This window comes from Nitrospira tepida (assembly GCF_947241125.1).
Classification (GTDB): domain Bacteria; phylum Nitrospirota; class Nitrospiria; order Nitrospirales; family Nitrospiraceae; genus Nitrospira_G; species Nitrospira_G tepida.
Window position 1 is genome coordinate 2826332 of sequence record NZ_OX365700.1, and the last position, 24224, is coordinate 2850555.

The window sequence follows — 24224 nt, forward strand, 5'->3', positions numbered from 1 at the left end:
GTGATGGCCACCGTTATCGGACGAAAGGAATGACGACGCCCACCGTACAATGACGAGGGGTCCCGCAAGGATCACGGCGGGAGCAACACCTTGCCGAACAAGTCGCCAGCCTCCGGGAGCGGCCCTGCGCCTGCCTCGGGCAGGATGCGAAACTGGGTGATGGCATAGGAGACCGGCTTGCCGACTTCGAGCCGGCTTCGGCGAAAGTCTTCCTTGTTCAGGCGAGAACGAAGGATCAACCCCTCCGGCGTTTCGATCTCCAACCGGTAGGCGACGCCAAGGAAGTAGATGTGCCGGAGGCGCGCCTGCAGCCGATAGAGCGCCGGGTCCTCGGAGACCTTGACGTAATAGGGGCGGAAACCGATTTGCAGTTGCTTGCCATCCTGAAACCCCGGCGCGGGGAACTCCAGCGCGCCGATGCGGATAAGTCCGCCCCGCACCTGCCCGGAGACGATATTCATCGCGCCGATGAACCGGGCGACAAACTCCGTGGCCGGTTCCTCGTAAATCTCCGCGGGCGTGCCGATCTGCTCCAGCCGGCCCTTCGAGAACACGAGGATGCGGTCGGAGACTTCCATGGCCTCTTCTTGATCGTGGGTCACGAACAGGCTGGTGACATCCAATTCATCGTGGAGCCGGATGAGCCATTCGCGCAGCTCCTGCCGCACCAACGCATCGACGGCGCCGAACGGCTCGTCCAGCAACAGCACGCTCGGACGGGGAGCCAAGGCCCTTGCGATCGCGACCCGCTGTCGTTGCCCGCCGGAGAGTTGGCCGGGATAGCGCGCGTCGAGGCCGGAGAGCCCCAGGAGATGCATCAGCTCGTTGACGCGCTCCGCCTGGTTCTTCCGAGGCCATTTGCGTATCTTGAGACCGAACGCGATGTTCTCGAACAGGGTCAGGTGTTTGAACAGCGCGTAGTGCTGAAAAACAAATCCGATATTCCGCTGTTGGACCGGCAGATCGTTGACCAGCTTGCCGTCGATGTAGATTTCTCCCGTGGTCGGAGTTTCCAGCCCGGCCAACATCCGCAGCACCGTGGTTTTCCCGCTGCCGCTGGGGCCCAGGATACCCATCAATTCGCCTTCGCGGACGGCAAAGGAGACCGAGGAAACGACCTCCACCGATCCGAAACGTTTGGACAGATGTCGAATATCGATCTTCATCGATTGATTACAAGGTCGCCCTGGCGGCCCGCGCCTTGGCGATCTCCAGCACGATCAGGATGAGGAACGACACCGCCAGCAAGGTCGTGGCCACCGCATAGGCTCCCGCGTAGTTGAAATCGACGTAACTTTGATAGATATGCAAGGTCGCGGTCTGCGTCAGCATCAGGACATTGCCCGACACAACCAGGACCGCGCCGAACTCGCCGATCGCCCGGGCCACGGTCAACGTTACGCCGTAGATCAAGCCCCAGCGAATCGCCGGCAGGGTCACCTTGAGGAACACCTGCCACTCCTTGGCGCCCAGCGTCCTGGCTGCCTCCTCGCTCTCGGTCCCGATCGTCTGGAGCACCGGAGTCAGCTCCCGCACGACGAACGGGTAGGTGACAAACAGCGTGGCCAGCACCATCGCCGGCTTGGCGAAGAGGATCTGGACGCCCGCCGCTCCAAAGAATTGTCCGAGCAATGTTTCGGGCCCGAACAGGAGGATCAGCATGAAGCCCGCGATGACCGGAGACACGGCAAAGGGCAGGTCGATGACGCCGCTCAGGAACGCGCGGCCCCAAAACCGTTGCCGGACCAGGACGAACGCGGTGATGGTGCCGAACAGGACGTTGAGCAGGACGACGATGGCGGTGATTTCCGCGGTCAACGCGAAGCCATGCAGCGCCTCCGGTCTGGTCACTTCGTTCCAAAACGCGGCGAGCCCGTCGCCGAATGCCTGCGACGAGACATAGACGATCGGCCCCACCAACAGCACCAGGAAGTAGGCCCATACGAGCGCGATGAGCAGGCGGCGCATGGTCACGACGGCAGCACCCGGGAAGGGGCTGCAGCTTCGATGCGGAAAGGAAGCCGCCGGAGCCAGGGCGGGAGCCGCTCGCCCGGAGGCCTGACCAGACGCTCCAGCAGCAGGAGCGCGACAAACGACAGGATCAGCATCAGGACGGAGACCGACGTGGCTCCGCGCGGGTTATAGCTTTCGATCTCCCCGTAGACGTAGACCGAGGCCACCTGTGTCTTCATCGGAATATTCCCTGCCGCGATCACGATCGCGCCGAATTCCCCGAGCGCGCGCACGAAAGTCAGAAACACTCCGGTCAACAGGCCCGGCAAGGTCGCGGGGACGGTGACCCTCCAGAACGTCACCCAGGCGCTCGCTCCCAAAGTGAAGGCCGCCTCCTCCTGCTCCCGCTCCAGCTCCATCAAGACCGGCTGAAGCGCGCGCACGACGAAGGGCATGGTCACGAACACCATCGCGAGCACGATGCCGGGCCGTTCGTAAATAACGGACAGCCCGAGCGGCTGCAATCCGCTCCCGATGAAACTGGTCGGGCCGTACACGGCCACGATCATGAGACCGGCCACCAGGGTCGGGATCGCGAACGGGAGGTCCACCAGAGAATTGAGCAGCCAGCGGCCGGGGAACTCATAGCGCACCAAGACGACGGCCGTCATCGTGCCGAAGACGGCGTTGATGACGGTAGTCAGAAGGGCGGCGCCGATCGTCAGCTTCACCGCGGCCCAGGCCTGGGGCTGAAAGATATCGTCGAGAAAACCGACCAAGCCGTTCGTGAACGAGGCCTGGACAATGACCGCCAGGGGGAGCACGATCAAGGCGAACACATAGCCGATGCTCGTGACGCGGAGCGCAATCTTGACGAGGGAGCGGGACGGCATTCAACCCTCACGGTCGCTTCAAAAACACCTGTTCGATTCTTCGCCGGGAGAGGATCGTCCCGAGGCAGCGCCGCGCCGATTCATCGGGAACGGGCCAACTCTTCAACCGCCTTGGTCCAGGCGCCTTGTGGACCGAACACCTGGGCAGAGGCGGACTCCCAGCCTCCCAAGTCTTCGATAGAGAAGATCTGCGGCGCAGCGGCCGTGGCCTTGCCGGCAGAAGGCTGGTCAAGAGGACGTTCGGCCGCCGAGCGGAATCCCAGTTCCGCGAAGGCCCGTTGCGCCTGCGCTTCATGCAAGAACGCCACGAAGGCCTCGGCGACATCCCTGGCCCGATGCTTGTCGGCATACCGGTCCACGACCGCCACCGGGTTTTCAATCAGGATCGTGGCGGGCGGCATGACGATCTCGTAGGGGCGGCCGATCTTTACGCGAGGCACCAGCTCGTTTTCATAGGTCACGATCACGTCTCCGATGCCCCGTTCGAACGTCGTCACCGACTCGCGTCCGCTCTTGTCCATCACCTTCACGTTCTTCTGAATCCGTTTCAGCAGATCCGCCGCGTAGGATGGCGGGTTGGCCGTCCCAGGCGGAGGCTGCCGAAGACCCGCACCGTAGATCGCCAGGATGTCCCACATGGCGCCGCCGGAGGTCTTGGGGTTGGGATAGAGCACGTCGATCCCGCCCTTCGCCAGATCCTCCCACGTCTTGATCCCCTTGGGATTCCCCTTTCTGGTTCCCCATACCACGAGCGACGTGGTGACGATGCCGCGGTTGGGGCCTTTTTTCCAGTCGTGCGTGATCAGGCCGGCCTTGACGATCTGGGCCAGGTCGCCTTCGAGCGAGAGGGCGGCGACATCGGCTTCAAACCCGCCGAGGATGGCCCTGGTTTGCGCGCCGGAGGCGCTGTAGGAAGTCCGGATTCGAAGGTCCTGCCCGGTCTTGGCCTTCCAATGAGCCTGGAATGCCGGAATGATCTGCTTTTCATAGGCTTCCTTGGGAACGCTGTAGGAGGCAATGACCAGTTCCCTTGTCTCGGCAATCGCCATGGTGTCGGAGAACAGGAGCAGGCCGATGCCCCAGAGAAGCCCGAACCAGGCTCCATGCCGACCGCGCCCGACGGGAAAATCACCTGACATCTCAGCGGCCTCCTTTCACGCCCTTGGCAAAATCCTGGAGCGTGTAGTTGTCGAGGATCGAGGCGATTGCATTGCGCACCTCGCCCATCGCGTCCTGCAGAGGGCAGAATTCCTTTCTCGCATAGGGGCAGTCATGGCATTTCTGGTAGGCCGTCTTGCTCACGCAGCCGATCGGCGCCAAGGGACCGTCCAGCAACCGGATGACTTGCCCCAACGTGATGTCTTTCGGCGGCTTGATCAGCTCGTACCCGCCATGGATCCCCCGCCGGCTGGCCAGGAATCCGGCCCGTTTGAGCGCCAACAGGATCTGCTCCAGAAATTCGACCGGAATCCGCTGCCGCTGGCCGATTTCATGGCGCTGGATCAGCCGCTCGTTATAGTGCAGGGCCAGTTCCAGCAAGGCCCGCAATCCGTATTCGCTTTTCTTGGAGAACTTCATCGCCGAAGCTATAACTAGAGTGAGTTAGTCAACTTGGACGAGAAGTACTCCATCACCCTGCCATTGTCAAGCCGCAGGACGTGCGCCCGACAAGGTTCGCCGCCGCCGGCCACAGATTCGATGCCCTTGCTCCCGGACGGGCGGCGGTCCTGCTTCTTGCCGAAGGTCATTGATCGCCCGCTTGACAGGGTAGTGCGTTCTTGTTACGTTCGCTGCTCTGAAACACGTTGATCGACAAGGGTTTTTGAAGGATTTTGTGAGTCTGTGACCTTCCAGGACGTGATCCTCTCGCTCCACCGTTTTTGGGCCGATCAAGGCTGCGTCGTCCATCAACCGTACGACCTCGAAATGGGGGCCGGTACGTTCCATCCGGCCACCTTTCTCCGCGCGCTGGGACCGGAGCCCTGGCGCTCGGCCTACGCGCAGCCCTGCCGCCGCCCGACCGACGGGCGATATGGTGAGAATCCCAACCGGTTGCAGCACTACTATCAATATCAGGTGGTGCTCAAGCCCGCTCCCGCCGACATTCAGGATCTCTACCTCAAGAGCCTGGCCTTTTTAGGGATCGACCCGAAAGAACACGACATCCGCTTCATGCAGGACGACTGGGAATCGCCGACATTGGGGGCCTGGGGGCTGGGTTGGGAAGTCCGGCTGGACGGCATGGAGATCACCCAGTTCACCTATTTTCAGGAAATCGGCGGCATCGAGCTTCAACCGATCACCGTCGAGTTGACCTACGGCACGGAACGGATCGCCATGTACTTGCAGGGCGTGGACAATGTCTTCGATCTGGCCTGGAACGAGTCGGTCTCGTACGGAGACATTCACCATCGCACCGAGGTGGAGTTCTCCAAGCACAATTTCGAGGAGGCGAACGTCTCCATGCTGATGACTGGATTTCAGGCCTACGAAGCCGAATGCCGGTCACTGCTGGCAAAGCGACTGACCTTGCCCGCCTATGACTACTGCATCAAGTCGTCGCACCTGTTCAATCTGTTGGACGCCAGAGGCGCAATCAGCGTGACCGAGCGGACCGGCTACATCGCGCGGGTCCGCGCCTTGGCCCGACAATGTGCGGAACAATATGTGCAGGATCGGGAATCGATGGGCTTTCCACTGCTGGCCCGCGCGGAGCGGGGACCGGCAGGGGGCGGCGCGAAAGACCGGAGCCGCTCGCGTCCATCGCGCAAACGACCAAGGTCAGACCGATAAAGCCGACAACCGACTGAATTTCAACGCACAGGACTCATGGCCTCCTCATCCCGATCATCATCTCAACGGAAGCGTTCGCGCCCAAAGGTGACGGAGTCGCGTCGAGACTTCGTGCTGGAAATCGGCACGGAAGAGTTGCCCTATCAATTCATTGCGCCGGCGCTCCGCTTGCTCCAGGATCTGACCGAGCGGCTGCTCGCCGAGCAACGGCTGGCCTTCGAGGCCCTCTCAACCGCCGGCACCCCGCGGCGGCTGGCGGTGGAAGTGCGGGGCCTGGCCACCGGACAAGCCTCGGCCGTCAAGGAAGCCATGGGACCGCCCAAATCCGCCGCCTATGACAGCACCGGGCAACCGACCAAGGCCGCGCTGGGCTTCGCGGCTTCTCAGGGTGTTTCCGTCTCGGATCTTGAAGTGCGCCGGATGCCCAAGGGCGAGTATCTCTTCGCCGTCAAACAGGAGACGGGCGAGCCGACTGAATCGGTCCTGCGTGCACAACTGCCCCATCTGATTCAAAGCCTGTCGTTTCCCAAGGCGATGAAATGGAACGAGACCGGCTTCCGTTTCGCCCGGCCCATCCGGTGGGCCCTGGCCCTCTTCGGGGAGAAGGTGATTCCGTTCGAGGTCGGCGGCATCGAGTCCGGCCGGCTGACCTACGGCCATCGCTTTCTCGGCGGACCGGCGACGGCAGGATCATCCGGCATCGTGGTCAAACAGGCCTCCTCCTACCGGTCGTTGTTGGAGAAACAGGGCGTCGTCGCCGATCCCGGCCGGCGCCGCTCGTTGATCGAGGAGCAGCTTCAGGGCCTGGCCCGCAAGGCGAAGGCGGAGTTGCGCATGGACCACGAACTGCTCGAACAGGCGACCTATGCCGTCGAATATCCTTCCGCCATCCTCGGCGAGTTCGATGCGCGCTATCTGAAACTGCCGCCCGAGATCATTGAAACCGCCATGCGGGAACACCAGGGCTTCTTCACGCTCCGCAACCAGCAGGGGGGCCTGCGGCCGCAGTTCCTCGCGGTGACGAACATCAGGCCGCGCGACCCGTCGCTGATCCGCAAGGGCAACGAGCGCGTGCTGGCCGCGCGCCTCGCGGACGCGGCGTTCTATTTCACCGAAGATCAGAAAACCAAGCTCGCGGATCGGGTCGAGAAACTGAAGAGCGTCGTGTTCCATCAAAAGCTGGGCACGCTCTATCAGAAGACCCAACGGTTGATCGCGCTCGCCGGTTATCTGGCCGAGCGTCTCGGACGGAACCATTTGGTGGACACCTGCCGGCGCGCGGCCCTGTTGAGCAAGGCCGACCTGCTGACCGGCGTGGTCGGCGAATTTCCGACCTTGCAGGGACTGATGGGCCGCGAGTATGCCACGCACGACGGGGAGTCGCCGGAGGTCGCCCTGGCCCTACAGGAACAGTATTGGCCCCGCACGATGGAGGACACCGGTCCCGCCAGCGCCACCGGACAAATTCTCGCGCTCGCAGACCGGCTCGACAACGTCGCGGCTTTTTTCTCCGTCGGCCTGATCCCGACGGGATCGGAGGACCCCTTCGCGCTGAGACGCCAGGCCGCGGGGCTGGTCCGCCTCCTCGTCGAAGGAGACCTGCGCCTCGATCTGGCCCAGGCGCTGGCGCAGGCAACCGATCTTGTCCGCGAGCAGGGGTTCGGCTCGCAGGCTCTGGGGTCCGCCAAGGCCGGGCGGACCGAAACTCTCCAGGCCGACCCGCTGGAATTCGTCCTGGAACGGTTCCGCTACTATGGGCAGACGGCGGAGGGGCTCCGGGATGATGTGATGCAGGCGGTGGTGAAGACGCCCGGGCTCAAGGAGTATGACCTGAGCGACCTGCTCGCACGGATCAAATCGTTGCAAGCCCTGACGGTCAAACCCGATTTCGATCCGCTGATCGTCGGATTCAAGCGAGCTCATCGGCTCGTCGAAAAGGAGCGCTGGACGTCGGATCAGGTGAATCCCGACCTGTTCGAGCACGACGCCGAAAGGCGGCTGTACGAGGCCTTGCTTCGGGCAAAGCAGCGGGTTCCGGGCTTGCTCCAAGCCCAGAACTACGCACAGGCCCTGGGCGAACTGGTCGCGCTCAAACCCTCCATCGATGAATTCTTTGCCGGAGTGATGGTCAACACGGAGCATTCTGGGTTACGATCGAATCGACTGTCGTTGCTCTACGTGATCGACGTGCTGTTTCTCTCGTATGCCGACTTGTCGTTGATCGCCGCGCAGGGAAGCGAGCGAGGGACCTGACGAGATAACCAGGTCGAGGGAGGTCGGGGATGGATTCGCGCGACGCCTCGGTCAATCCGCGCCCGGCGCCGGATGACGCGCCGCATCCAGCGCCGCCGCACGCATCTCAGTCATCCGACGGAGACCGGCGGGCCCGTCTCGTCCGGCGGTATGCAACCCGCGTCACGGTGGCGCTGATGATCCTCTGTCCCGCCCTGTTCTTGTTCGGCCTCTGGGTCAGCGGCATCCGCACCGACCAGTTGTTCCGGCTTCCCGACGTGTTTCATCCAACCAGCGATGTCTGCCTCCGGTTGGGTTGGCAACAGGTCTTAGGCAAGGACGAGCTCGTCCAGGTCTGTTCCGAGTGGATTCGCCTGGCGGATCCTTCCGGAGAAACTCACAGATTGAAGCAGGAAACGACGATACGGGAAGGAGCGGACGGCAAGCTCTATTTCGATTATGGTTCGTTGACGGATTGGCGGCTGTTCGCGTATGTCGGATTGGTGGTCGCGATCCTCGCGTTCGGGTGGTTCGTACGGCGCTACCTCGTCGCCCGATACCGTCTGCGGCTCGAATCCGCCGCCCGACAGACATCCATCATGCATTGGTCCTAGCGCGCATTATTCATGACGGTTCGTGACGAAACCGCCAAGACGCCATGCGAGACGGGCACGCGGAGCTGTGAGGAAGGAAGGCATACTTGAAATAGTATGTCGACCGACCGAGCGGCGAGCCTGCCCGCTTGGCTTCGGGAACCTGGCAGCCAAGCTTGTCGCAGCGGCGTATCGGCGGTTACAGTAGGAGCGGCCATGAATAATGCGCGCTAAGAGGGAAGGAGCACAAGACCGTGGGAGCCAAGAAGAAATACGTCTATTTTTTCGGCGATGGAAAGGCCGAAGGCAAGGGCGACATGAAGAACCTGCTGGGCGGCAAGGGCGCCGGCCTGGCCGAGATGACCAACCTGGGGATTTCCGTGCCGGCCGGCTTCACGATCACCACCGAGGCCTGCGTTGAGTACTACAAGCGAGGCAAGACCTATCCGCCGGGCATGTGGGAGGAGGCGCTCCAGGCCTTGAAGCGGGTGGAGCGGTCCATGGGAGCCAAATTCGGCGATCCCGTGAATCCCTTGTTGGTGTCGGTGCGGTCCGGCGCCCGAGCCTCGATGCCCGGCATGATGGACACGGTGCTGAACGTCGGCTTGACGACCAAGACAGTCGAGGGTCTGGCGGCCAAGACCCGCAACGAACGATTTGCCCAGGACAGTTACCGGCGGTTTGTCACGATGTTCGGCAGCATCGTGATGGGCGTCACGCGCGAGCACTTCGAGGAAATCCTGGCCCATAAGAAAGCCGAGCTGGGCGTGACCCAGGATACCCATTTGGACGCGAAAGCGCTCCGCGAACTGGTGGCGAGCTTCAAGGAACTGATCCAGCACGATACCGGCGAGACCTTCCCGGACGATCCGATCGAGCAATTGCGGATGGCGACCAATGCCGTGTTTTCATCCTGGTACGGGGCGCGCGCCATCACCTACCGCAAGCTCTACAACATTCCCGATACCTGGGGCACCGCCGTCAACGTGGTCGCGATGGTGTTCGGCAACATGGGCGAAACGAGCGGCACCGGCGTGGCATTCACCAGAGATCCCTCCACCGGGGAAAAACGGTTCTTCGGCGAATGCCTGATGAACGCGCAGGGCGAGGACGTGGTCGCCGGCATCCGCACGCCGCTGCCGGTGGCCGAATTGGGAAAAACGGTCCCGCACGCCTTTCGGGACCTGGAAGCGACCTATAAGAAGCTGGAGAAACACTACCGCGACATGCTCGACATCGAGTTCACGATCCAGGAGGGCAAGCTCTACATGTTGCAGACCAGGGTCGGGAAACGGACCGGCATCGCCGCGGTCCGGATCGCCGCCGACATGGTCAGGGAAGGACTGATCACGAAGGAGGAGGCGGTCAGGCGGGTCGAGCCGGACCATCTCTCGCAATACCTTTATCCAATCTTCGACCTGGCGGAAGAGTCCAAGCGCTCGCCGCTCGGCAAGGGCTTGCCGGCCGGGCCAGGGGCCGCCGCGGGAAAGATCGCGCTCACGCCGGATCGCGCCGTCGAAATGCAGGCGGCGGGCAACCGGGTGATCCTGGTCAGGCAGGAAACCAGCCCGGACGATATTCACGGCATGAACGCCTCGCTCGGCTTTCTCACCGCGCGCGGCGGCATGACGTCCCACGCCGCTGTCGTCGCCCGGCAGATGGGCAAGGTTTGCGTGGCCGGCTGCGAGGGCGTGGAGGTGGAGGGCAGTCAAAGCGTGCGCATCGGCAACAAAGTGTTCCGCGAGGGAGACTACCTTTCGATCAACGGATCGACCGGCAACGTCTACGAGGGCGATATTCCGGTCGTCGCGTCGGAGGTGATTCAAGTTCTGGAAGGGAAACTCGCTCCGGCTCAGTCCGACAAGTACCAGCGGTTCGAGACGATCCTGAAATGGGCGGACGAGATCCGCTCGCTCAAGATCCGGGCCAACGCGGATGTCCCGGATCAGGCCCGCATCGCGCGCGGCTTCGGCGCGGAAGGGATCGGCCTCTGTCGTACGGAGCACATGTTCTTCGCCGAGGACCGCATCCCGATCATGCAGAAGATGATCCTGGCCCGGTCGTCCCAGGACCGAGAACGGTACCTGGAACAACTGCTGCCGCTGCAAAAGCAGGACTTCCTCGGGCTCTACCGGGAGATGAAGGGCTACCCGGTGACGATCCGGCTGCTCGATCCGCCGTTGCACGAGTTCCTGCCGAAGCGGGAGGAACTGATGGTGGAGATCGCGAAACATGAACTGACCGGCGGCAACCCCGCGGTGCTGGAGGAGAAGCGGAAGCTGCTGGCCCGCGTCGAAGAACTGCACGAGTTCAATCCGATGCTGGGACTCCGCGGCTGCCGACTCGGCATCACCATGCCGGAGATCACGCGCATGCAGGTGCGCGCGATCATCGAAGCCGCCTGCGAAATCGCCAAGGAAGGCAAGAAGATCGTGCCCGAGATCATGATCCCGCTCGTCGGCATGATCACGGAAATGAAGGCGCAGAAGGATCTCGTCCGCGAAGTGGCGCAAGAAACCATGAAACGGCACGGGGTCAAGCTGAACTACCTGGTCGGCACGATGATCGAGTTGCCGCGCGCGGCCGTCACCGCCGGCCAGATCGCCCAGGAAGCCGAGTTCTTCTCCTTCGGGACGAATGACCTGACACAAACCACGTTCGGATTTTCCCGCGACGATGCCGCGAAGTTCGTCGGCATCTACAAGGATCAAAAGATCCTCGACGCTGATCCCTTTGAGACGATCGACCGGGAGGGTGTCGGCGAGATGATGCGCCTGGCCATCGGAGCGGGACGCAAGACCCGAGCGGATCTCAAGCTGGGCATCTGCGGAGAGCACGGCGGCGATCCGAGATCGATTGAGTTTTGCCACCAACTGGGGCTCGACTACGTGAGCTGTTCTCCCTACCGGGTCGCCATAGCCAGGTTGGCGGCGGCGCACTCGGCCTTGAACGGCCGGTCGGCCGGAAAGACACAGGCCAAAGAGAGAAAGAGCGGCGCGCCCGCTCGCGCCAAGACACCGGCCAGCCGTGCCAAAAAGGCGCGTGCCGCAAAGCGGTGACTCACTCGGAGACCGACCGTCGCTTCATGGGTCTGGCCCTCAGACTCGCGACGCGCGGGAAGGGCCGGACCAGTCCCAACCCGATGGTGGGGGCCGTGGTCGTCTCCGGCGGACGCATCGTCGGGCGGGCCTACCATCGAAAAGCCGGCGAGCCCCATGCCGAGGTGTTGGCGCTGCATCAGGCCGGCCCGCGCGCGCGAGGCGCCACCCTCTATCTCACGCTCGAACCCTGCTGCCACCACGCCAAACGCACGCCGCCCTGCGTGCCGCTGCTGATCGCCGCTCAGCTTCGCCGCGTCGTCGTGGCCATGAAGGATCCGAACCCGTCGGTCCATGGACGGGGCCTCCAAGCCCTCAGGCGAGCCGGGATCTCCGTCTCGGTCGGGTGCCTCGAAGAAGAAGCGACAGCGCTCAACAGGATCTATTGTCATTGGGTGACAACCGGCAGACCCTGGGTCATCCTCAAGGCCGGCATGACGCTTGACGGCAAGATCGCCACGGCCCGCGGAGAATCACAATGGATCACCAGCCCGGAGGCGCGCCGCGAAGCACACCGGCTCCGCGGCGAGGTGGACGCGATTCTGGTGGGAGTGGGGACCGTGCAGGCTGATGATCCCAAGCTCACGGTGCGAGTGCCAAGGCGGGCAGGGATGACCGACATGGTTCGACCGTGGCAGCCGCTGCGGGTCATTGCGGACAGCAACCTAACGATTCCCTCGACCGCGGCGGTTCTCTCGCGTCGAAGCTTGGCCAAAACCTTGATCGCCACGACGACGAAGGCTCCGCTCCGGCGGGTACGGAATCTCCGGAACGCCGGCATCGAGGTGCTGCCACTGGAGCCTCAACAGGGGCGCGTGCCGATGGGAAATCTGCTTCGGGAATTGGGCCGGCGCGGGATTGCGTCCCTCCTCGTGGAAGGAGGCGGCACACTCAACGCCGCTCTCTGGAAGGAAGGCCTGGTGAATGAGGTGCGGCTCTTTGTGTCGCCGCTGCTGCTCGGAGGACAGGATGCCAAGTCGGTCATCGGCGGTGCCTCGCCGGCCCGGCTGGCCGACGCGGTCAAGCTACAGGGCTTGCGTGTTCGTCAGGTAGGATCGGATTTCCTCGTGCAGGGATTGGTCCCGCCACAATCAACGTCCCGCCGCCATTGAAATCAGAATGCGACCGCACGATCGTCACACATCGCTCTCGATCATCTCCCTCTGGTTAGGCTTCTTGTTGCTCGTTGCGGCGAGTCCCGGCAGCGCGGAAGAGAGTCCGCCACCTTCCGACAACCTTGTCCGCGAATATCTTGACACGCCGGACGCGGAGCGGGCCGACCACCTGCTCACCACGATCCTGGCAGATGATCGGTACAGCCCCGCGGTGGTCCGCGACCTGATCCTGCGCCCTCGGGACTATGGCCCGGCCGCCACCGGCGTCCAACCGAACCTGCCGCTTTCGGTCGGAGGCAGGCCCTACAGCTTCGCCCTGTCCGTGCCGGAGAACTATCAACCGTCCAGCGACTATGGCTTGGTGATCTGCCTGCACGGTGCCGGGTTCACCGGCGAAGCCTATCTCGATCGCTGGAAACCGCGCCTGGGAGACGAGTACATCCTGGCCTGCCCGACCTACGGCAGGGGCGCCTGGTGGAATCGGAGCGCCGAGGAACTCGTGCTCGCCACGATACGCGCGGTCTGGTCCCGCTATCGCATCGACCGCAACCGAGTGTTCCTTACCGGCATGTCGAACGGCGGGATCGGGGCCTGGATCATCGGGATGCACCACGCCGATCTCTTCGCCGGCCTTGCGCCCATGGCTTCCGGCATCGACGACGTGCTGTATCCGTTTCTGTCGAATCTGCGCACGACGCCGGTCTACATAATCCACGGCTCGCAGGACGAAGTCATGCCGGTACGGCTGAGCCGAGAGCTGGCGGCCGAGCTGACCAAACTGGGATACGACTTCGTCTATCGCGAACATGACCGCACCCATCCGATGGCCGGAGGTCACTTTTTCCCCCGGGAGGAATTGCCGGCGTTGGTGGATTGGATGAACCGGCAGCGGCGCAGGGTCCTGCCGTCGCATCTCTCGCTGACGCGGGACGCCAGTCATTTGGATGCGTTTGCCTGGGTTCGCATCGATGCGACCGACCGGATCGCGGTCTTCAGCGAGAATCTCTTCGACGGCACGGATCGGTTCATCACAGACCGTGTCTACGCCAAGTTGGACGTACAGATCGTCGAAGGGAACCGAATCGAGGTCCGGACGGACCATGTGCTGCGTTATTCGTTGTTCCTGAATGACGAACTGATTGATCTCTCCCGGCCGGTCGTCGTCATCACGAACGGGACAGAAAGTTTCCGCGGACTCCTCACACCCTCTGTCGAGACGATGCTGCGGCAGGCCCGTCGCCGCGGCGATCCCCCCCGAACCTTTTCCGCCCAGGTCACGATTACAACCACCTCTTCGGCCGGCCCAGCCGATCGGCCTGAACGGACCGAACCGGTCAAGCCAAGCGCACCGGCCTCGCCCTCTCCCAACCCGGACCTTCCATGACCCGCCGGCAGAGCTATGCCATCCTCTGCGCGGTCGGGGTCTGCTGTTTCATCAGCTATAACCTCGTCCGCATGCCGGTCCTCTCCCTGTTTGCACAGTCGCTCGGAGCCTCGCCGGAGGAAATCGGCCTGATCGTGTCCGTCTCCACCTTGACCGGTGTGTTGTTGAAACTGCCGGGCGGGGCCCTGTCGGATATCTACGGACGACGCCTGTTGCTTCGCATCGGCGTCCTGGCCTTCGGACTTCCGCCCTTTGTCTATCCCTTCATCACCGAGACCGGGACCTTGACGGGGTTGCGCTTCGTACACGGCCTGGCCACGGCGCTCTTTGCGCCGGCCGCGCTGGCCACGGTGGCGGAGCTCTTCCAGGAACGGCGCGGCGCGGCCTTGGGCGGCTACACCGCATCCACCCAAGCCGGGGCCCTGCTTGGCCCGGTCCTCGGCGGCTGGCTGGTCTATGCGGCCGGCTTTCCCACGACCTTCGTCACGGCAGGCCTCTTCGGCGGTCTCGGCCTGATCTGCTTTCTGGCGCTCCGGCTCAATCCCGCTCCGCCGCTGGGCGAGAAGAGTCTGGGACGCGTCGCACAGGACATGTGGCAAGGATTCCGGATCGTCGCCAACAACCGGGCCGTCCTGGTCACGAGCGTCACCGACGGCGCCAAGATGATTGCCAACGGCGCCCTGATGGCGTTCCTTCCGATCTACGGCACCTCGGTCGGATTGAATCCGGGGCAGGTCGGCATCCTGTTCGGTGTCCAGGGCGTCACGTCGTTCCTGTCCAAACCGATCATGGGCCGGGCCTCCGACCGCATCGGCCGGCGGCCGTTGATTCTGATCGGACTGCTGCTCTGTGCCGTCTCGTTCGTCCTGATTCCCCAGGTCGCCGCCTTTCCCACTCTCATTCTCTTGGCTGCGCTGTTCGGCTACGGCGAGGCGGTGGTCTCGTCATCAACCTCCGCGCTCGTCGCGGACGTCTCCGACATCAAGCGGCTTGGGGCCGGGATGGGGATGCAGGGCACGATCATGGACATCGGCCACGCGAGCGGCCCCTTGCTGGCCGGATTCCTGATCACCTTCTTCGGCTATCCGGCAACCTTCGCCGTGATCGCTGCATTGCAGCTTGTCGCGGCCGGAGTCTTTTGGATGACCGTTCGCCCGGCCCCCGCCGCTTCGTAACCTCTGCATCGTCGGCCACACCTTCAGCTCATCGTGTCTGAGAACGATCCACCGTTATATTTCCCGGACTCGCCACGACCGCGCCCACCTTCCTTGACAGCGCATCGGCACCAGCCTGGATGGATGCGCGAGCCTGATGCATAAGCCAGCAGAATTGCATCACCTTTGCGAGAGGCGAAATTCACAGCAGCGATTTTCGGCAAGGCATTTCGTCCGCCCTTGGGGCATCCGACGGGCTTGGTTGTTGCAACGTAACCTCGTTAGTTCATGAGTTCACAGCGTTCAACGAGCCGGCGAGGACCCTATGAATCTCAAGGGCCTGATCTATCGTGAATTGGGCGAGGGACTGACGGAAAAAGAGCTGGCGGCCGCGGTCGGTGTGTCTCCGGGAACCATCGACAGGATTCTCGCGAATAAGTCGCCGAAGGAACCGGCCGTCTGGCATCAATTCGCCAAGTACTTTCGGATGGACGCGGATTTTCTTCGGGCCGGCGCTCCAAGAAAGACGCCCGGGCGTTCCAGGAAGGCCGGCATCGGCCCGACCGTTCCCATGAGAAAAGTTCCGTTGGTGAGTTGGGAGGCCATCGGACGAATGGCCGCGGGCGAAGCCAATGCGACCGTTCATGACAGCGATGCGATGCTTGAGACGGACGTTCAAGGACCCCGCGCCTTTGCCCTGCGGGTGAAGGATGATTCGATGAATCCCCTCTTCGGCGAGGGCGAGATCATCTTTGTGAACCCGGATCTCGAATGTGAGCCGGGCCATTATGTCGTCGCCGGCCCGCGCCGAACTCCGGAGCAGGCGGTCTTAAGAGAACTGAGAACGATCGGAACCCAGTATGTGCTCCATCCTCTCAATCGGCGGCGGAAGGACACCCTGCTGACCCATGACCACTTTCTGTGGGGCAGGGTGGTCCGGTTACGGAAGGATCTTTAACCCACATTATTCATGACGGTTCGTGACGAAACCACCAAGACGCCAAGTGAGACGGGCGCGTGGAGCCCCGAGAGGCCGAAGCGTACTTGAAACAGTACGTTGAGGCCGCGAAGGGCGAGCCCGCCCGTTGGCATGCCGCCAAGCTGCATGCCAACTTGTCGCAGCGGCGTATCGGTGGTTGCAGTAGAAGCGCTCATGAATAATGTGGGTTAAACCTGAGACGCGCTTCAACCCTCTCACAGAAGGGAGTCCATCATGAGACGCCAGACTCTATGGCAGGCAGCCGTTCTCGCAATCGGTGTCATCGGGTTGTCCGCATCGACAACCCTTGCCGGTACCGCTCCCGGGGCCGACGCGGATGATCGCCAACTGTTGCCGGGAGACCGGGTTCTCATCGGCACCGTTGAGAGCATCAGAAGCGACCAGGCCCAAGTCCACACCGGCGAATTGCAGCCGCGGTTCGTGCCCCTTGGGGTACGCAAGGCCAAGGGACTGCCGGACCTGAAAATAGGCGATCGCCTCGAAATCACCGTCAATGATCAGAACCTCCTGGTGGATGTCCACGTGACCGGCGAATCGAGCTATCATCTGGTCTTGCATGGCCAACTGGCCCAGCCGTTGATCACCGGCCACGACAAGGCGGTCATCCGGACCCCTGACGGACAAGAGGAGTCGCATTTCGTGCGGCCTGTCGCAAGGAGCAAGACGGCTTCCATCCCGGTGGGCGTGGATGCAGTCTTTCTCATCGACGAATTGAACCGGATCGTAGACGTGACGTTCGACAACCAGGAAGCCGTCCATCGTGCGGCCGAACTCTGGCAAAAGAAGACGCCGCTGAAGGGCAATTTCAGCCGCATCAACGTGGTGATATTAAAACCCTTGGAAGCGGACACGATTGCGGTTCAGACCGAGAGGGGGGACGAGCGCCGATACGAAGTTCGTCCGCTCGTTCAAAGGCGGATGGCACAGTTATCGAAAGGCGATGAAGCGGTGTTGCTGATGGACGACGAAAACAAAGTCACGGACGTGGCCATCCCTCGGCATGTCGGAGAGAGGTGATGCAGGTCTCCTGGCCGGACTTCACACCCGCGACGTTCTCGTTCCACGATGATCCGGTGCTGGTCGTCGAGAACTGCTGGACGGCAGTTGAGCGAAGGCAGTTTCGTGACGCCATGGAGCGATCGTCGTGGCAACTGTTGCACGAACGTGCCTGGCGTCCACGCTGCCTTCCCCAACTGCGGGAACTGGCGCAAAGGGCGCATGGCCTTTCCGAAGGTCGGCCGGCTGCTCGAACGGCTCCCTTTTCCCTGCATTAAGCGGTTTATGGAGGCCTTCCCCGGGATTGTCGGGCGCAGCTTGAGGTTTAGATCAAATCCGGCGATGGTCTGCTGACGCACGAGGACAGGGCCCAAGCGAATGCCTCCAGCCTGGATAACTCCAGGGTCGGCAGGCACAGGTTGGCTCTGGTCAGCTATGTGCATGAAGAATGGGAAGCGGATTGGGAAGGGGAGTTGATCATCTACAAGGCCGACCGGCAGACAGGAACAGACCGGCCCAAGCTGGGCATCAGCCACTGCATTGCGCCTGAGCCAGGCTCGCTTGCACTGTTTACCGTCCCTCGCTATCACCGCGTCTGCCGGGTGAACCCTGCGGCGGGTGACCATGCGCGCCTATCAATCGCCGGATGGCTGCTCACCGACCATGCGGTACGGCATCCACCCTGTCGCAGTCCACTCTCGGTACTATCCGAACCGCACAAGAAATCGCCTGCCGCAACTAAGCCGGCCCGTTGATGGGCTCCCATCCGCTCTCGCACAGGATACGAACGACGCTCCACCAAAATTGGGGCCTCATCGCATCCGGAGCGAACTGAGCCTCCGGACTGATGCTATAATGCAGCCGCGCCAGACAGACATCGATGTATGCGTGACTATGCGGCCGAGGATATTGTCATCGGAGTGATCGCCTCGCTCGGCGTGCTGGTGCTCATTGTGGTGTTCGTGCTGGTGGTTCGGCAGGTGATCAAGAAGTGGTGAGAGGACAGAGATAAGCGCATCCCTCTCCGGGAGTTCTTACTGATCATGTTTACCGGCATCGTGGAAGAGATGGGCGCGGTCAGTGCAATTGAGAAATCCCTCGCAGGCACGCGGCTCACCTTTCTGGCGTCCACCGTGATGAACGACTTGAAGATCGGCGACAGCGTCAGCGTCAACGGAACCTGTTTGACGGTCGTGAGCAGGGGAGAGCGGGAGTTCTCGGTCGAGGTTTCGCCGGAAACGCTGGCGGTGACGACGCTCGGCCAGTTGACCGCCGGCGCGCCGGTGAACCTCGAACGGGCCATGAGACTGAACGAACGGCTCGGCGGGCACATGGTGGCCGGGCATGTGGACGGCATCGGCACGATCCTCGCCAGACAGCCGGACAGCAACGCAATCATCCTCGAATGCGAAGCGCCCAAGGAGATCTTGCGGTACTGCGTGCCGAAGGGCTCGATCACGATGGACGGCATCAGCTTGACGATCAATCAGGTCGCCGACCGGTCGTTTGCCGTCGCGATCATCCCCCACACGGCCAAGGTCACGACCCTGGGTCTCAAACAGGTCGGGGATCACGTCAACCTCGAATCGGACCTGATCGGCAAGTATGTCGAACGGCTCCTGCAGGAACGCGGCGTGCTCCCCGCCAAGCCGGCCCCCGCCATCGACCTGGACTATCTCAAGAAGCGCGGGCTGATTTGAGGGGCATCTGCGAATCGCGCCTGCCTCAGTCCGGTGATCCGGGAACGCGCAACAAGAGGATCACAAGGTAACGGGTGTGGTCTCTGTGCTCACAGAGTCTGGACTGGACGAGACTTAGTGATCATGCTAGCATATTTGCTAGCATTTTGGAGGGACCTATGGGACAGGTCATTGTCCGCAATCTGGATGATCGCGTCATCGACGCTTTGAAAGCCAAGGCGGAATTACACGGCCATTCGCTGGAACAGGAGTTGCGGTCCATTCTCTCGAAGGCGGCGCTACCCAACGCGCAAGAGCGAGTCGCACTGGCAGACCGTATCCGTAGTCTGACGCCCAAACGACGCCAGACGGATTCCACCGCTCTCATTCGCGAGGATCGAGACCGGTAATGTGGGTAGTCGATGCCAGCGTGGCCGTGAAATGGTTTATCGAGGAGCCAGGCTGGCCGGCAGCGCGCGCGGTCCTCGCAAGGGGCGAATCCCTTCTGGCACCAGACCTGATCGTGGTGGAAGCGAGCAACACAGCATGGAAAAAGGTGAAGCGACAGGAGATGACGTCGGAGCAAGGGGAGGCGATGGTACGAGCCATCCCGCTCTTTTTTGATCGCCTGACGCCCTCCGGCTCGTTGGCCGCGCGAGCTTATGTCTTGGCCAATCAGTTGAATCATCCGGTGTACGATTGTCTCTACCTCGCGCTGGCGGAAAGCGAGGCAGTCGAGCTGATCACGGATGACGCACGGCTCTTCGCAGCCGTATCCCGCACGGCTCTCCGGAAGCGAATTCGACTCCTGGCAAAGTTCGAAAGCTAACGATCTGTCGCCACGTTGCGCCGTATTCGTGAGCTGATCGAGGAGTTGGGAGCCAAGGGGTCACTATGAAGATCCAATCCGTGACCTATAACAACAGCAAAAAGGTATTTCCGGTGAGAGGGACCAAGAAGACGATGCTGCTCCTATTCGAAGATCGATCCTCAACCCAGCGCCGACGATCCCATTGCTCAACTCTACGTGGACAAGGAACTTGGGCGGGAAGGATTCACCTATGTGCTGGCATCGGGAAAAGAAGGGACAGTCCATATTGAGCAGGTCCTGGAGTACAACCAGGATCCGAACTATCTGCGAGATGCGCTGTTGTATAAGTTGACGGTTGAGGCGCAGCGAAGAGCGAAGGCTAGTCCTTTGTCAAAGCGCGAGATCATCCGGAGACTTGGAACCTCTGCCACGCAACTCTATTGCTCGACCAAACCAACTATCGCAAGTCGATCGATTAACTCTTGGCCCTGCTGCACGTGTTGGATTGCGATGTTGATCTGCTCGTGCGAGCGAAGACCGCATCCGGAAGGGCGGCGTGACCTGGACAGGCGCGTGCGATCGAAGGTAGGGAGGGAAGTAAGTCACGGCAAGACGGGCAGAGCGGACGGCCGTTTGGCGCAGAGCCAATACATCAATGCAAGGCCCGACGCTATTTCTGTATTCTTTAGACTCTGTTTTTTGGATGGATCGAATGGAAGACAGGCTAGACGAGATTGAGGCGGACATCCTCAAAATCCTCCACTCTCTCCCGCTAAGTGTCCTCGAAGGTGGGTGGAAATCGGATCGGACGTGGACGTCCGAGCTAAAACTCAAAATCGGACTACTTGGTAAAAACCATGGCTACTATATCTGTGCGAGCGGATGGGGGCTACCGGATGGGCAGGGCGAGTGGCTTTACGATCTCGTGTGGCTTTCTATCCGTGGTCAATCAATCGTCGATGTTCCACTGGTGCTGGAGTCCGAGTGGGCCATCGATTTGAAGAACATCGACGAAGATTTCAGTAAGCTTCTGCTTGCGCGTGCGCAGCACCGAGTGATGATCTTCCAGCAGAGGACCCTCTCTGATGTGGAGAAGGTGTTCGATTTCCTCAGTAACCAGATCTCCGTTTTCTCCCGATCTCAACCTGGAGACCGGTATCTCCTTACCGGCCTCAACTGGACAGACAACCAGACTTTTAGCCATCGACTGGTGATTGCCCGGTAATGCGCCACGTTGTAACCCAACACAGGCTTGAGGGGTCAAAACGGGGTCGGAAGTAACTTGAGCCGATAAATCCCTGAAAGTTGAATGCTTCAGTTTGCTTTCTCTTTCACCATTCGGCTGCGCCCATCGAAGGAGCACCGCCCGACGCTGACAATTCTACTTGATCCCGTGTGCGCGTTGCAGGAGCAGGAAGCGGACGCTTGCTTGGACAGGACTTCATCGGCTGGAACGGATGCGCGGTGAGGATTGCTCCATGGCAGGTGCTGCCGCCGAGGTAGCTCCACTAGTTCCGAGTGCGACGGCATCGCGACGTCGCGTCGCAGTATTACAGGAGCACTCGACCAAACAGAAAGACTCGCGGGAGCCGTCCAGACGCAATGCATCATGGCGCGACCGAACCCGCGCACCGTTCGTCAGCCGACCACCTTTAGTCTTCCAGCGTCGAAATATCCCCGGCCTACCGACATGACGCATATGGTCGGCCAAAATAAACGCACGGCGAGATCATCCCACTTCGCTATCCGTTGAAGACTGACCACTAGCCTTGCTCATCAAGTCGCCACAGGATATTTTCATACACCATCTTGCGGTGTTGGATGCCCAGAATCCATGCCTGACTTCTTTCGATCTTGTAGACCCTCGGTAGTCCCCGACGCGCAGTTTCCAGTAGCCCTTCAGAGTCTTGCGAAGGGGAGCCCCATACTGCTGCGGGGCGTGCGTGAGCCGCGTGTCGATGGCCGTGGCAATTCTTCGATGAAGATTATGTGGGATAAGGGGAATGTCCTCGTCAGCAACAGCAGGATGGTACCGAAGCTCGAAAGGCACTTACCGTTTCCGCCGCTTGAGATGCGCCCAGACCTGGAAGTGGGTCTTGGCTCTGTGTCGGTCGAACGTCTGCTCCCGAGATTCCGCCAGTTGCGCGAGCGCGCGATCTTCCTCGGCTTCCAACGCCTCCTTGACGAGGTCTCTCACCTTGAGCGAGAGCGAGACTCCCTCTCGCTTAGCCCAGCGACGGAGGCCCTCATAGACGGGTTCTTCGAGAACAACATTGACACGAGGATTGATTGCCGGCATATCGCCTCTCCTAAACCACTGTTACATGAGAAAAGTGTAACACATGTGATGGACCTCGGCAAAATCTGATAGGCCGTGCCACAGCTCGGATCTCAGATGTTTCATTGGCTGGAACGGATGGGCTACAACTCATAACAAATGCAGGCTTGCATCGGACAAGTCGAGTTCCCGTTTCTCGCCCATCATTCACCAAGGCGAGCGGCTGGGGGAATCTCGACTGCGCCCATCGAACGAGCACCGCCCGACGCTGAAAATTCTGATTGATCCCGCGTGCGCGTTCTGGGAGCAAGGAGATTGCTCCAGCCGCTCCGCCACCACCTAATCCTCGAGCGTCGAAATATCCCCCGCGTCCTGGCCTAATTCCTTCGCCTTCAGCACGCGCCGCATGATCTTGCCGGAACGCGTTTTGGGCAGCGAGGGCACGATGTCGATCTCCGCCGGCACCCCGATCTTGCCCAACTCGGTCAGCACATGATTCTTGAGCGATTGAATCAACTCCGGGCTCTCCTGGTGGCCCTGTTTCAGGATCACAAAGGCCTTGATCGATTCGCCGACCGTCGGGTGCGGCTTGCCGATCACCGCCGCTTCCGCCACGGCCGGATGACTCACGAGCGCGCTTTCCACTTCCGCCGTGCCGATCCGGTTGCCGGCCACTTTAATCACATCGTCGGCGCGGCCCATGAACCAGAAATACCCGTCTTTATCCTTCCGGCAGACATCCCCCGCCGTATAGCAATTGGGAATCGTGTTCCAATAGACCTGGTAGCGGTCCGGGTCTTTGTAAATCGTGCGCATCATGGCCGGCCAGGGCTTTTTCACCACGGCAAAACCGCCGGCATTGGCCGGGAGGCTCTTCCCCTCGCGATCCACGACGTCCGCCTCCACCCCGAGGAACGGCCTCGTCGCCGAGCCAGGTTTGAGCGGTACCGAGGGGAGGGGAGTCACCAAGATCATGCCGGTCTCTGTCTGCCACCAGGTATCCATAATCGGCTTTTTTCCGCCCGTGACCCGATGGAACCATTCCCAGGCCTCGGGATTGATCGGCTCACCCACGCTGCCGAGCACCCGCAAGCTGGTGAGGTCGTACTTCTTCGGCCAATCCTCGCCGTAGCGCATCAGCAACCTGATGGCCGTCGGCGTCGTATAGAATACGGTGACGCCGTACTTCGCGATGATGTCCCACCAGCGGCCCGGGTTCGGATAGTCCGGCTTGCCCTCGGCCGTGAGGATCGTGGCGCCGTTCAAGAGCGGCCCATAGACGATATAGCTGTGCCCCGTCACCCAGCCTGGGTCCGCCACGCAAAAGTACAGATCGTCTTCCTTGAGATTAAAGACGTACTTCGTCGTCAAGTAAGTCCCAACCATGTAGCCGCCGTGCACATGGACCACGCCCTTGGGTTTGCCGGTGGTGCCGGATGTATAGAGAATGTAGAGCGGCGTTTCCGAATCCAGCGGCTCGGCCTCGCAAGCAACCGGTTGATCCCTGAGCCAGTCCTCCCAATCGATTTCCTTGGGCGCAGAGAGTGTCACGCCCGGTTGCTCACGCCGGACCACCACCACGTGCTCGACGGTTCGGCAATGGGCGACTGCTTGATCCACGACCGGTTTGAGGTGAATCGCCTTGCCGCGGTCATACCCGACGTCCGCGGTGATCACCAATCGCGACTCGGCGTCCTGGATACGGCTTTCGAGGGCCGGGGCGCTGAACCCGGAATAGACCACGCTATGGATCAGACCCAGCCTGGCACAGGCGAGCATCGCTACCATCTGCTCGGGAATCTTGGGCAGGTAGATCGTGACCCGGTCGCCCTTGCGCAATCCGAGGGACTTCAGCGCGTTCGCGCAGCGGCAGACCTGGCGATAGAGCTCGGCATAGGTAAAGATTCGCTCCTCGCCCTTTTCACCGACCCAGATCACGGCCACTTTGTGGCGGCGCCAGGTTTTGACGTGACGATCAAGGCAGTTGTAGGCCATGTTGCAGGTTCCGCCGACGAACCACTTGGCCCAGGGATAGTTCCATTCCAGTACTTTGTTCCAGGGGGTGAACCAGTCGAGTTCCTTGGCGGCCTGGCCCCAGAAGGCTTCTGGATTCTGGATCGATTCTCGATAGGCCGTCTCGTAGTCCTGGATGTAGGTCGAGGCGACTGTCTCCTGGCTCGGCCGGTAGACGCGGCCTTCCTTCAACAGCGAATCCACTTTATCGTCGGCCATTCCTTGCTCCTTC

The 24224-nt window shown here is 61.5% G+C and carries 21 protein-coding genes; 14 read left to right on the plus strand and 7 right to left on the minus strand.

Annotated features, from left to right (window positions below):
- Window positions 1-71: 71 nt before the first annotated feature.
- The 5 genes from QWI75_RS13415 to QWI75_RS13435 form a co-directional block, all read right to left on the minus strand.
- A complete protein-coding gene (locus QWI75_RS13415) occupies window positions 72-1166 on the minus strand; it encodes a sulfate/molybdate ABC transporter ATP-binding protein (RefSeq protein WP_289269085.1) in 1095 nt (364 codons plus the stop codon).
- A gap of 7 nt (window positions 1167-1173) precedes the next feature.
- Window positions 1174-1968, minus strand: a complete 795-nt coding sequence (locus QWI75_RS13420) for a sulfate ABC transporter permease (protein WP_289271652.1) — start codon at window positions 1966-1968, stop codon at window positions 1174-1176.
- Window positions 1969-1970: 2 nt separating this feature from the next.
- Window positions 1971-2846 (minus strand): sulfate ABC transporter permease subunit CysT, encoded by an 876-nt coding sequence (gene cysT, locus QWI75_RS13425; RefSeq protein WP_289269086.1) that lies wholly within the window; start codon window positions 2844-2846, stop codon window positions 1971-1973.
- 80 nt (window positions 2847-2926) lie between these two features.
- The gene (locus QWI75_RS13430; RefSeq protein WP_289269087.1) at window positions 2927-3985 is read right to left on the minus strand and encodes a sulfate ABC transporter substrate-binding protein; all 1059 of its coding nucleotides are present in this window, start codon (window positions 3983-3985) and stop codon (window positions 2927-2929) included.
- Between the two features lies 1 nt (window position 3986).
- Window positions 3987-4424 carry an RrF2 family transcriptional regulator gene (locus tag QWI75_RS13435; protein ID WP_289269088.1) on the minus strand — a complete coding sequence of 146 codons (438 nt, stop codon included), beginning with the start codon at window positions 4422-4424 and terminating at the stop codon, window positions 3987-3989.
- A 264-nt stretch (window positions 4425-4688) separates the two neighbouring features.
- Here QWI75_RS13435 and QWI75_RS13440 point away from each other — a divergent pair, with 264 nt between their 5' ends.
- The 14 genes from QWI75_RS13440 (at window position 4689) to QWI75_RS13505 (ending at window position 20926) form a co-directional block, all read left to right on the plus strand.
- The gene (locus tag QWI75_RS13440) at window positions 4689-5639 is read left to right on the plus strand and encodes a glycine--tRNA ligase subunit alpha (protein WP_289269089.1); all 951 of its coding nucleotides are present in this window, start codon (window positions 4689-4691) and stop codon (window positions 5637-5639) included.
- An 87-nt stretch (window positions 5640-5726) separates the two neighbouring features.
- Entirely contained in the window at window positions 5727-7892 is a 2166-nt protein-coding gene (gene glyS / locus QWI75_RS13445; RefSeq protein WP_289269090.1) for a glycine--tRNA ligase subunit beta, read from the plus strand.
- Window positions 7893-7921: 29 nt separating this feature from the next.
- Window positions 7922-8485 carry a hypothetical protein gene (locus QWI75_RS13450; protein ID WP_289269091.1) on the plus strand — a complete coding sequence of 188 codons (564 nt, stop codon included), beginning with the start codon at window positions 7922-7924 and terminating at the stop codon, window positions 8483-8485.
- A 233-nt stretch (window positions 8486-8718) separates the two neighbouring features.
- Entirely contained in the window at window positions 8719-11523 is a 2805-nt protein-coding gene (gene ppdK / locus QWI75_RS13455) for a pyruvate, phosphate dikinase (RefSeq protein ID WP_289269092.1), read from the plus strand.
- Entirely contained in the window at window positions 11520-12674 is a 1155-nt protein-coding gene (gene ribD, locus QWI75_RS13460; protein ID WP_289269093.1) for a bifunctional diaminohydroxyphosphoribosylaminopyrimidine deaminase/5-amino-6-(5-phosphoribosylamino)uracil reductase RibD, read from the plus strand. Before ppdK ends, ribD begins: the two co-directional genes overlap by 4 nt.
- 7 nt (window positions 12675-12681) lie before the next feature.
- Complete coding sequence (locus QWI75_RS13465; RefSeq protein WP_289269094.1) at window positions 12682-14061, plus strand: carboxylesterase family protein; 1380 nt, start codon at window positions 12682-12684, stop codon at window positions 14059-14061.
- Window positions 14058-15236 (plus strand): MFS transporter, encoded by a 1179-nt coding sequence (locus QWI75_RS13470; RefSeq protein ID WP_289269095.1) that lies wholly within the window; start codon window positions 14058-14060, stop codon window positions 15234-15236. The genes QWI75_RS13465 and QWI75_RS13470 overlap by 4 nt, the downstream gene beginning before the upstream one ends.
- Before the next feature lie 304 nt (window positions 15237-15540).
- Entirely contained in the window at window positions 15541-16173 is a 633-nt protein-coding gene (locus tag QWI75_RS13475) for a LexA family protein (protein ID WP_289269096.1), read from the plus strand.
- 255 nt (window positions 16174-16428) lie between these two features.
- Entirely contained in the window at window positions 16429-17232 is an 804-nt protein-coding gene (locus QWI75_RS13480) for a hypothetical protein (protein ID WP_289269097.1), read from the plus strand.
- Between the two features lie 329 nt (window positions 17233-17561).
- Complete coding sequence (locus QWI75_RS13485; protein ID WP_289271653.1) at window positions 17562-17966, plus strand: 2OG-Fe(II) oxygenase family protein; 405 nt, start codon at window positions 17562-17564, stop codon at window positions 17964-17966.
- 288 nt (window positions 17967-18254) lie between these two features.
- Entirely contained in the window at window positions 18255-18911 is a 657-nt protein-coding gene (locus QWI75_RS13490) for a riboflavin synthase (protein WP_289269098.1), read from the plus strand.
- A 158-nt stretch (window positions 18912-19069) separates the two neighbouring features.
- Window positions 19070-19300 (plus strand): FitA-like ribbon-helix-helix domain-containing protein, encoded by a 231-nt coding sequence (locus tag QWI75_RS13495; protein WP_289269099.1) that lies wholly within the window; start codon window positions 19070-19072, stop codon window positions 19298-19300.
- A complete protein-coding gene (locus QWI75_RS13500) occupies window positions 19300-19719 on the plus strand; it encodes a type II toxin-antitoxin system VapC family toxin (protein WP_289269100.1) in 420 nt (139 codons plus the stop codon). The genes QWI75_RS13495 and QWI75_RS13500 overlap by 1 nt, the downstream gene beginning before the upstream one ends.
- 694 nt (window positions 19720-20413) lie before the next feature.
- Window positions 20414-20926: a hypothetical protein gene (locus QWI75_RS13505; protein WP_289269101.1), complete on the plus strand. Its 513-nt coding sequence runs from the start codon at window positions 20414-20416 to the stop codon at window positions 20924-20926.
- An 825-nt stretch (window positions 20927-21751) separates the two neighbouring features.
- Here the strand turns inward: QWI75_RS13505 and QWI75_RS13510 are convergent.
- Window positions 21752-22000 (minus strand): ribbon-helix-helix domain-containing protein, encoded by a 249-nt coding sequence (locus tag QWI75_RS13510; protein ID WP_289269102.1) that lies wholly within the window; start codon window positions 21998-22000, stop codon window positions 21752-21754.
- A gap of 318 nt (window positions 22001-22318) precedes the next feature.
- Entirely contained in the window at window positions 22319-24211 is a 1893-nt protein-coding gene (gene acs / locus QWI75_RS13515; protein WP_289269103.1) for an acetate--CoA ligase, read from the minus strand.
- Window positions 24212-24224 lie beyond the last annotated feature (13 nt).

What these genes read in the sequence shown, in the direction of transcription:
- QWI75_RS13415 (WP_289269085.1), bottom strand. Translation starts at nt 1,166, where the DNA reads ATGAAGATCGATATTCGACATCTGTCCAAACGTTTCGGATCGGTGGAG.
- QWI75_RS13420 (WP_289271652.1), bottom strand. Translation starts at nt 1,968, where the DNA reads ATGCGCCGCCTGCTCATCGCGCTCGTATGGGCCTACTTCCTGGTGCTG.
- cysT (WP_289269086.1), bottom strand. Translation starts at nt 2,846, where the DNA reads ATGCCGTCCCGCTCCCTCGTCAAGATTGCGCTCCGCGTCACGAGCATC.
- QWI75_RS13430 (WP_289269087.1), bottom strand. Translation starts at nt 3,985, where the DNA reads ATGTCAGGTGATTTTCCCGTCGGGCGCGGTCGGCATGGAGCCTGGTTC.
- QWI75_RS13435 (WP_289269088.1), bottom strand. Translation starts at nt 4,424, where the DNA reads ATGAAGTTCTCCAAGAAAAGCGAATACGGATTGCGGGCCTTGCTGGAA.
- QWI75_RS13450 (WP_289269091.1), top strand. Translation starts at nt 7,922, where the DNA reads ATGGATTCGCGCGACGCCTCGGTCAATCCGCGCCCGGCGCCGGATGAC.
- QWI75_RS13465 (WP_289269094.1), top strand. Translation starts at nt 12,682, where the DNA reads ATGCGACCGCACGATCGTCACACATCGCTCTCGATCATCTCCCTCTGG.
- QWI75_RS13470 (WP_289269095.1), top strand. Translation starts at nt 14,058, where the DNA reads ATGACCCGCCGGCAGAGCTATGCCATCCTCTGCGCGGTCGGGGTCTGC.
- QWI75_RS13475 (WP_289269096.1), top strand. Translation starts at nt 15,541, where the DNA reads ATGAATCTCAAGGGCCTGATCTATCGTGAATTGGGCGAGGGACTGACG.
- QWI75_RS13480 (WP_289269097.1), top strand. Translation starts at nt 16,429, where the DNA reads ATGAGACGCCAGACTCTATGGCAGGCAGCCGTTCTCGCAATCGGTGTC.
- QWI75_RS13490 (WP_289269098.1), top strand. Translation starts at nt 18,255, where the DNA reads ATGTTTACCGGCATCGTGGAAGAGATGGGCGCGGTCAGTGCAATTGAG.
- QWI75_RS13495 (WP_289269099.1), top strand. Translation starts at nt 19,070, where the DNA reads ATGGGACAGGTCATTGTCCGCAATCTGGATGATCGCGTCATCGACGCT.
- QWI75_RS13500 (WP_289269100.1), top strand. Translation starts at nt 19,300, where the DNA reads ATGTGGGTAGTCGATGCCAGCGTGGCCGTGAAATGGTTTATCGAGGAG.
- QWI75_RS13505 (WP_289269101.1), top strand. Translation starts at nt 20,414, where the DNA reads ATGGAAGACAGGCTAGACGAGATTGAGGCGGACATCCTCAAAATCCTC.
- QWI75_RS13510 (WP_289269102.1), bottom strand. Translation starts at nt 22,000, where the DNA reads ATGCCGGCAATCAATCCTCGTGTCAATGTTGTTCTCGAAGAACCCGTC.
- acs (WP_289269103.1), bottom strand. Translation starts at nt 24,211, where the DNA reads ATGGCCGACGATAAAGTGGATTCGCTGTTGAAGGAAGGCCGCGTCTAC.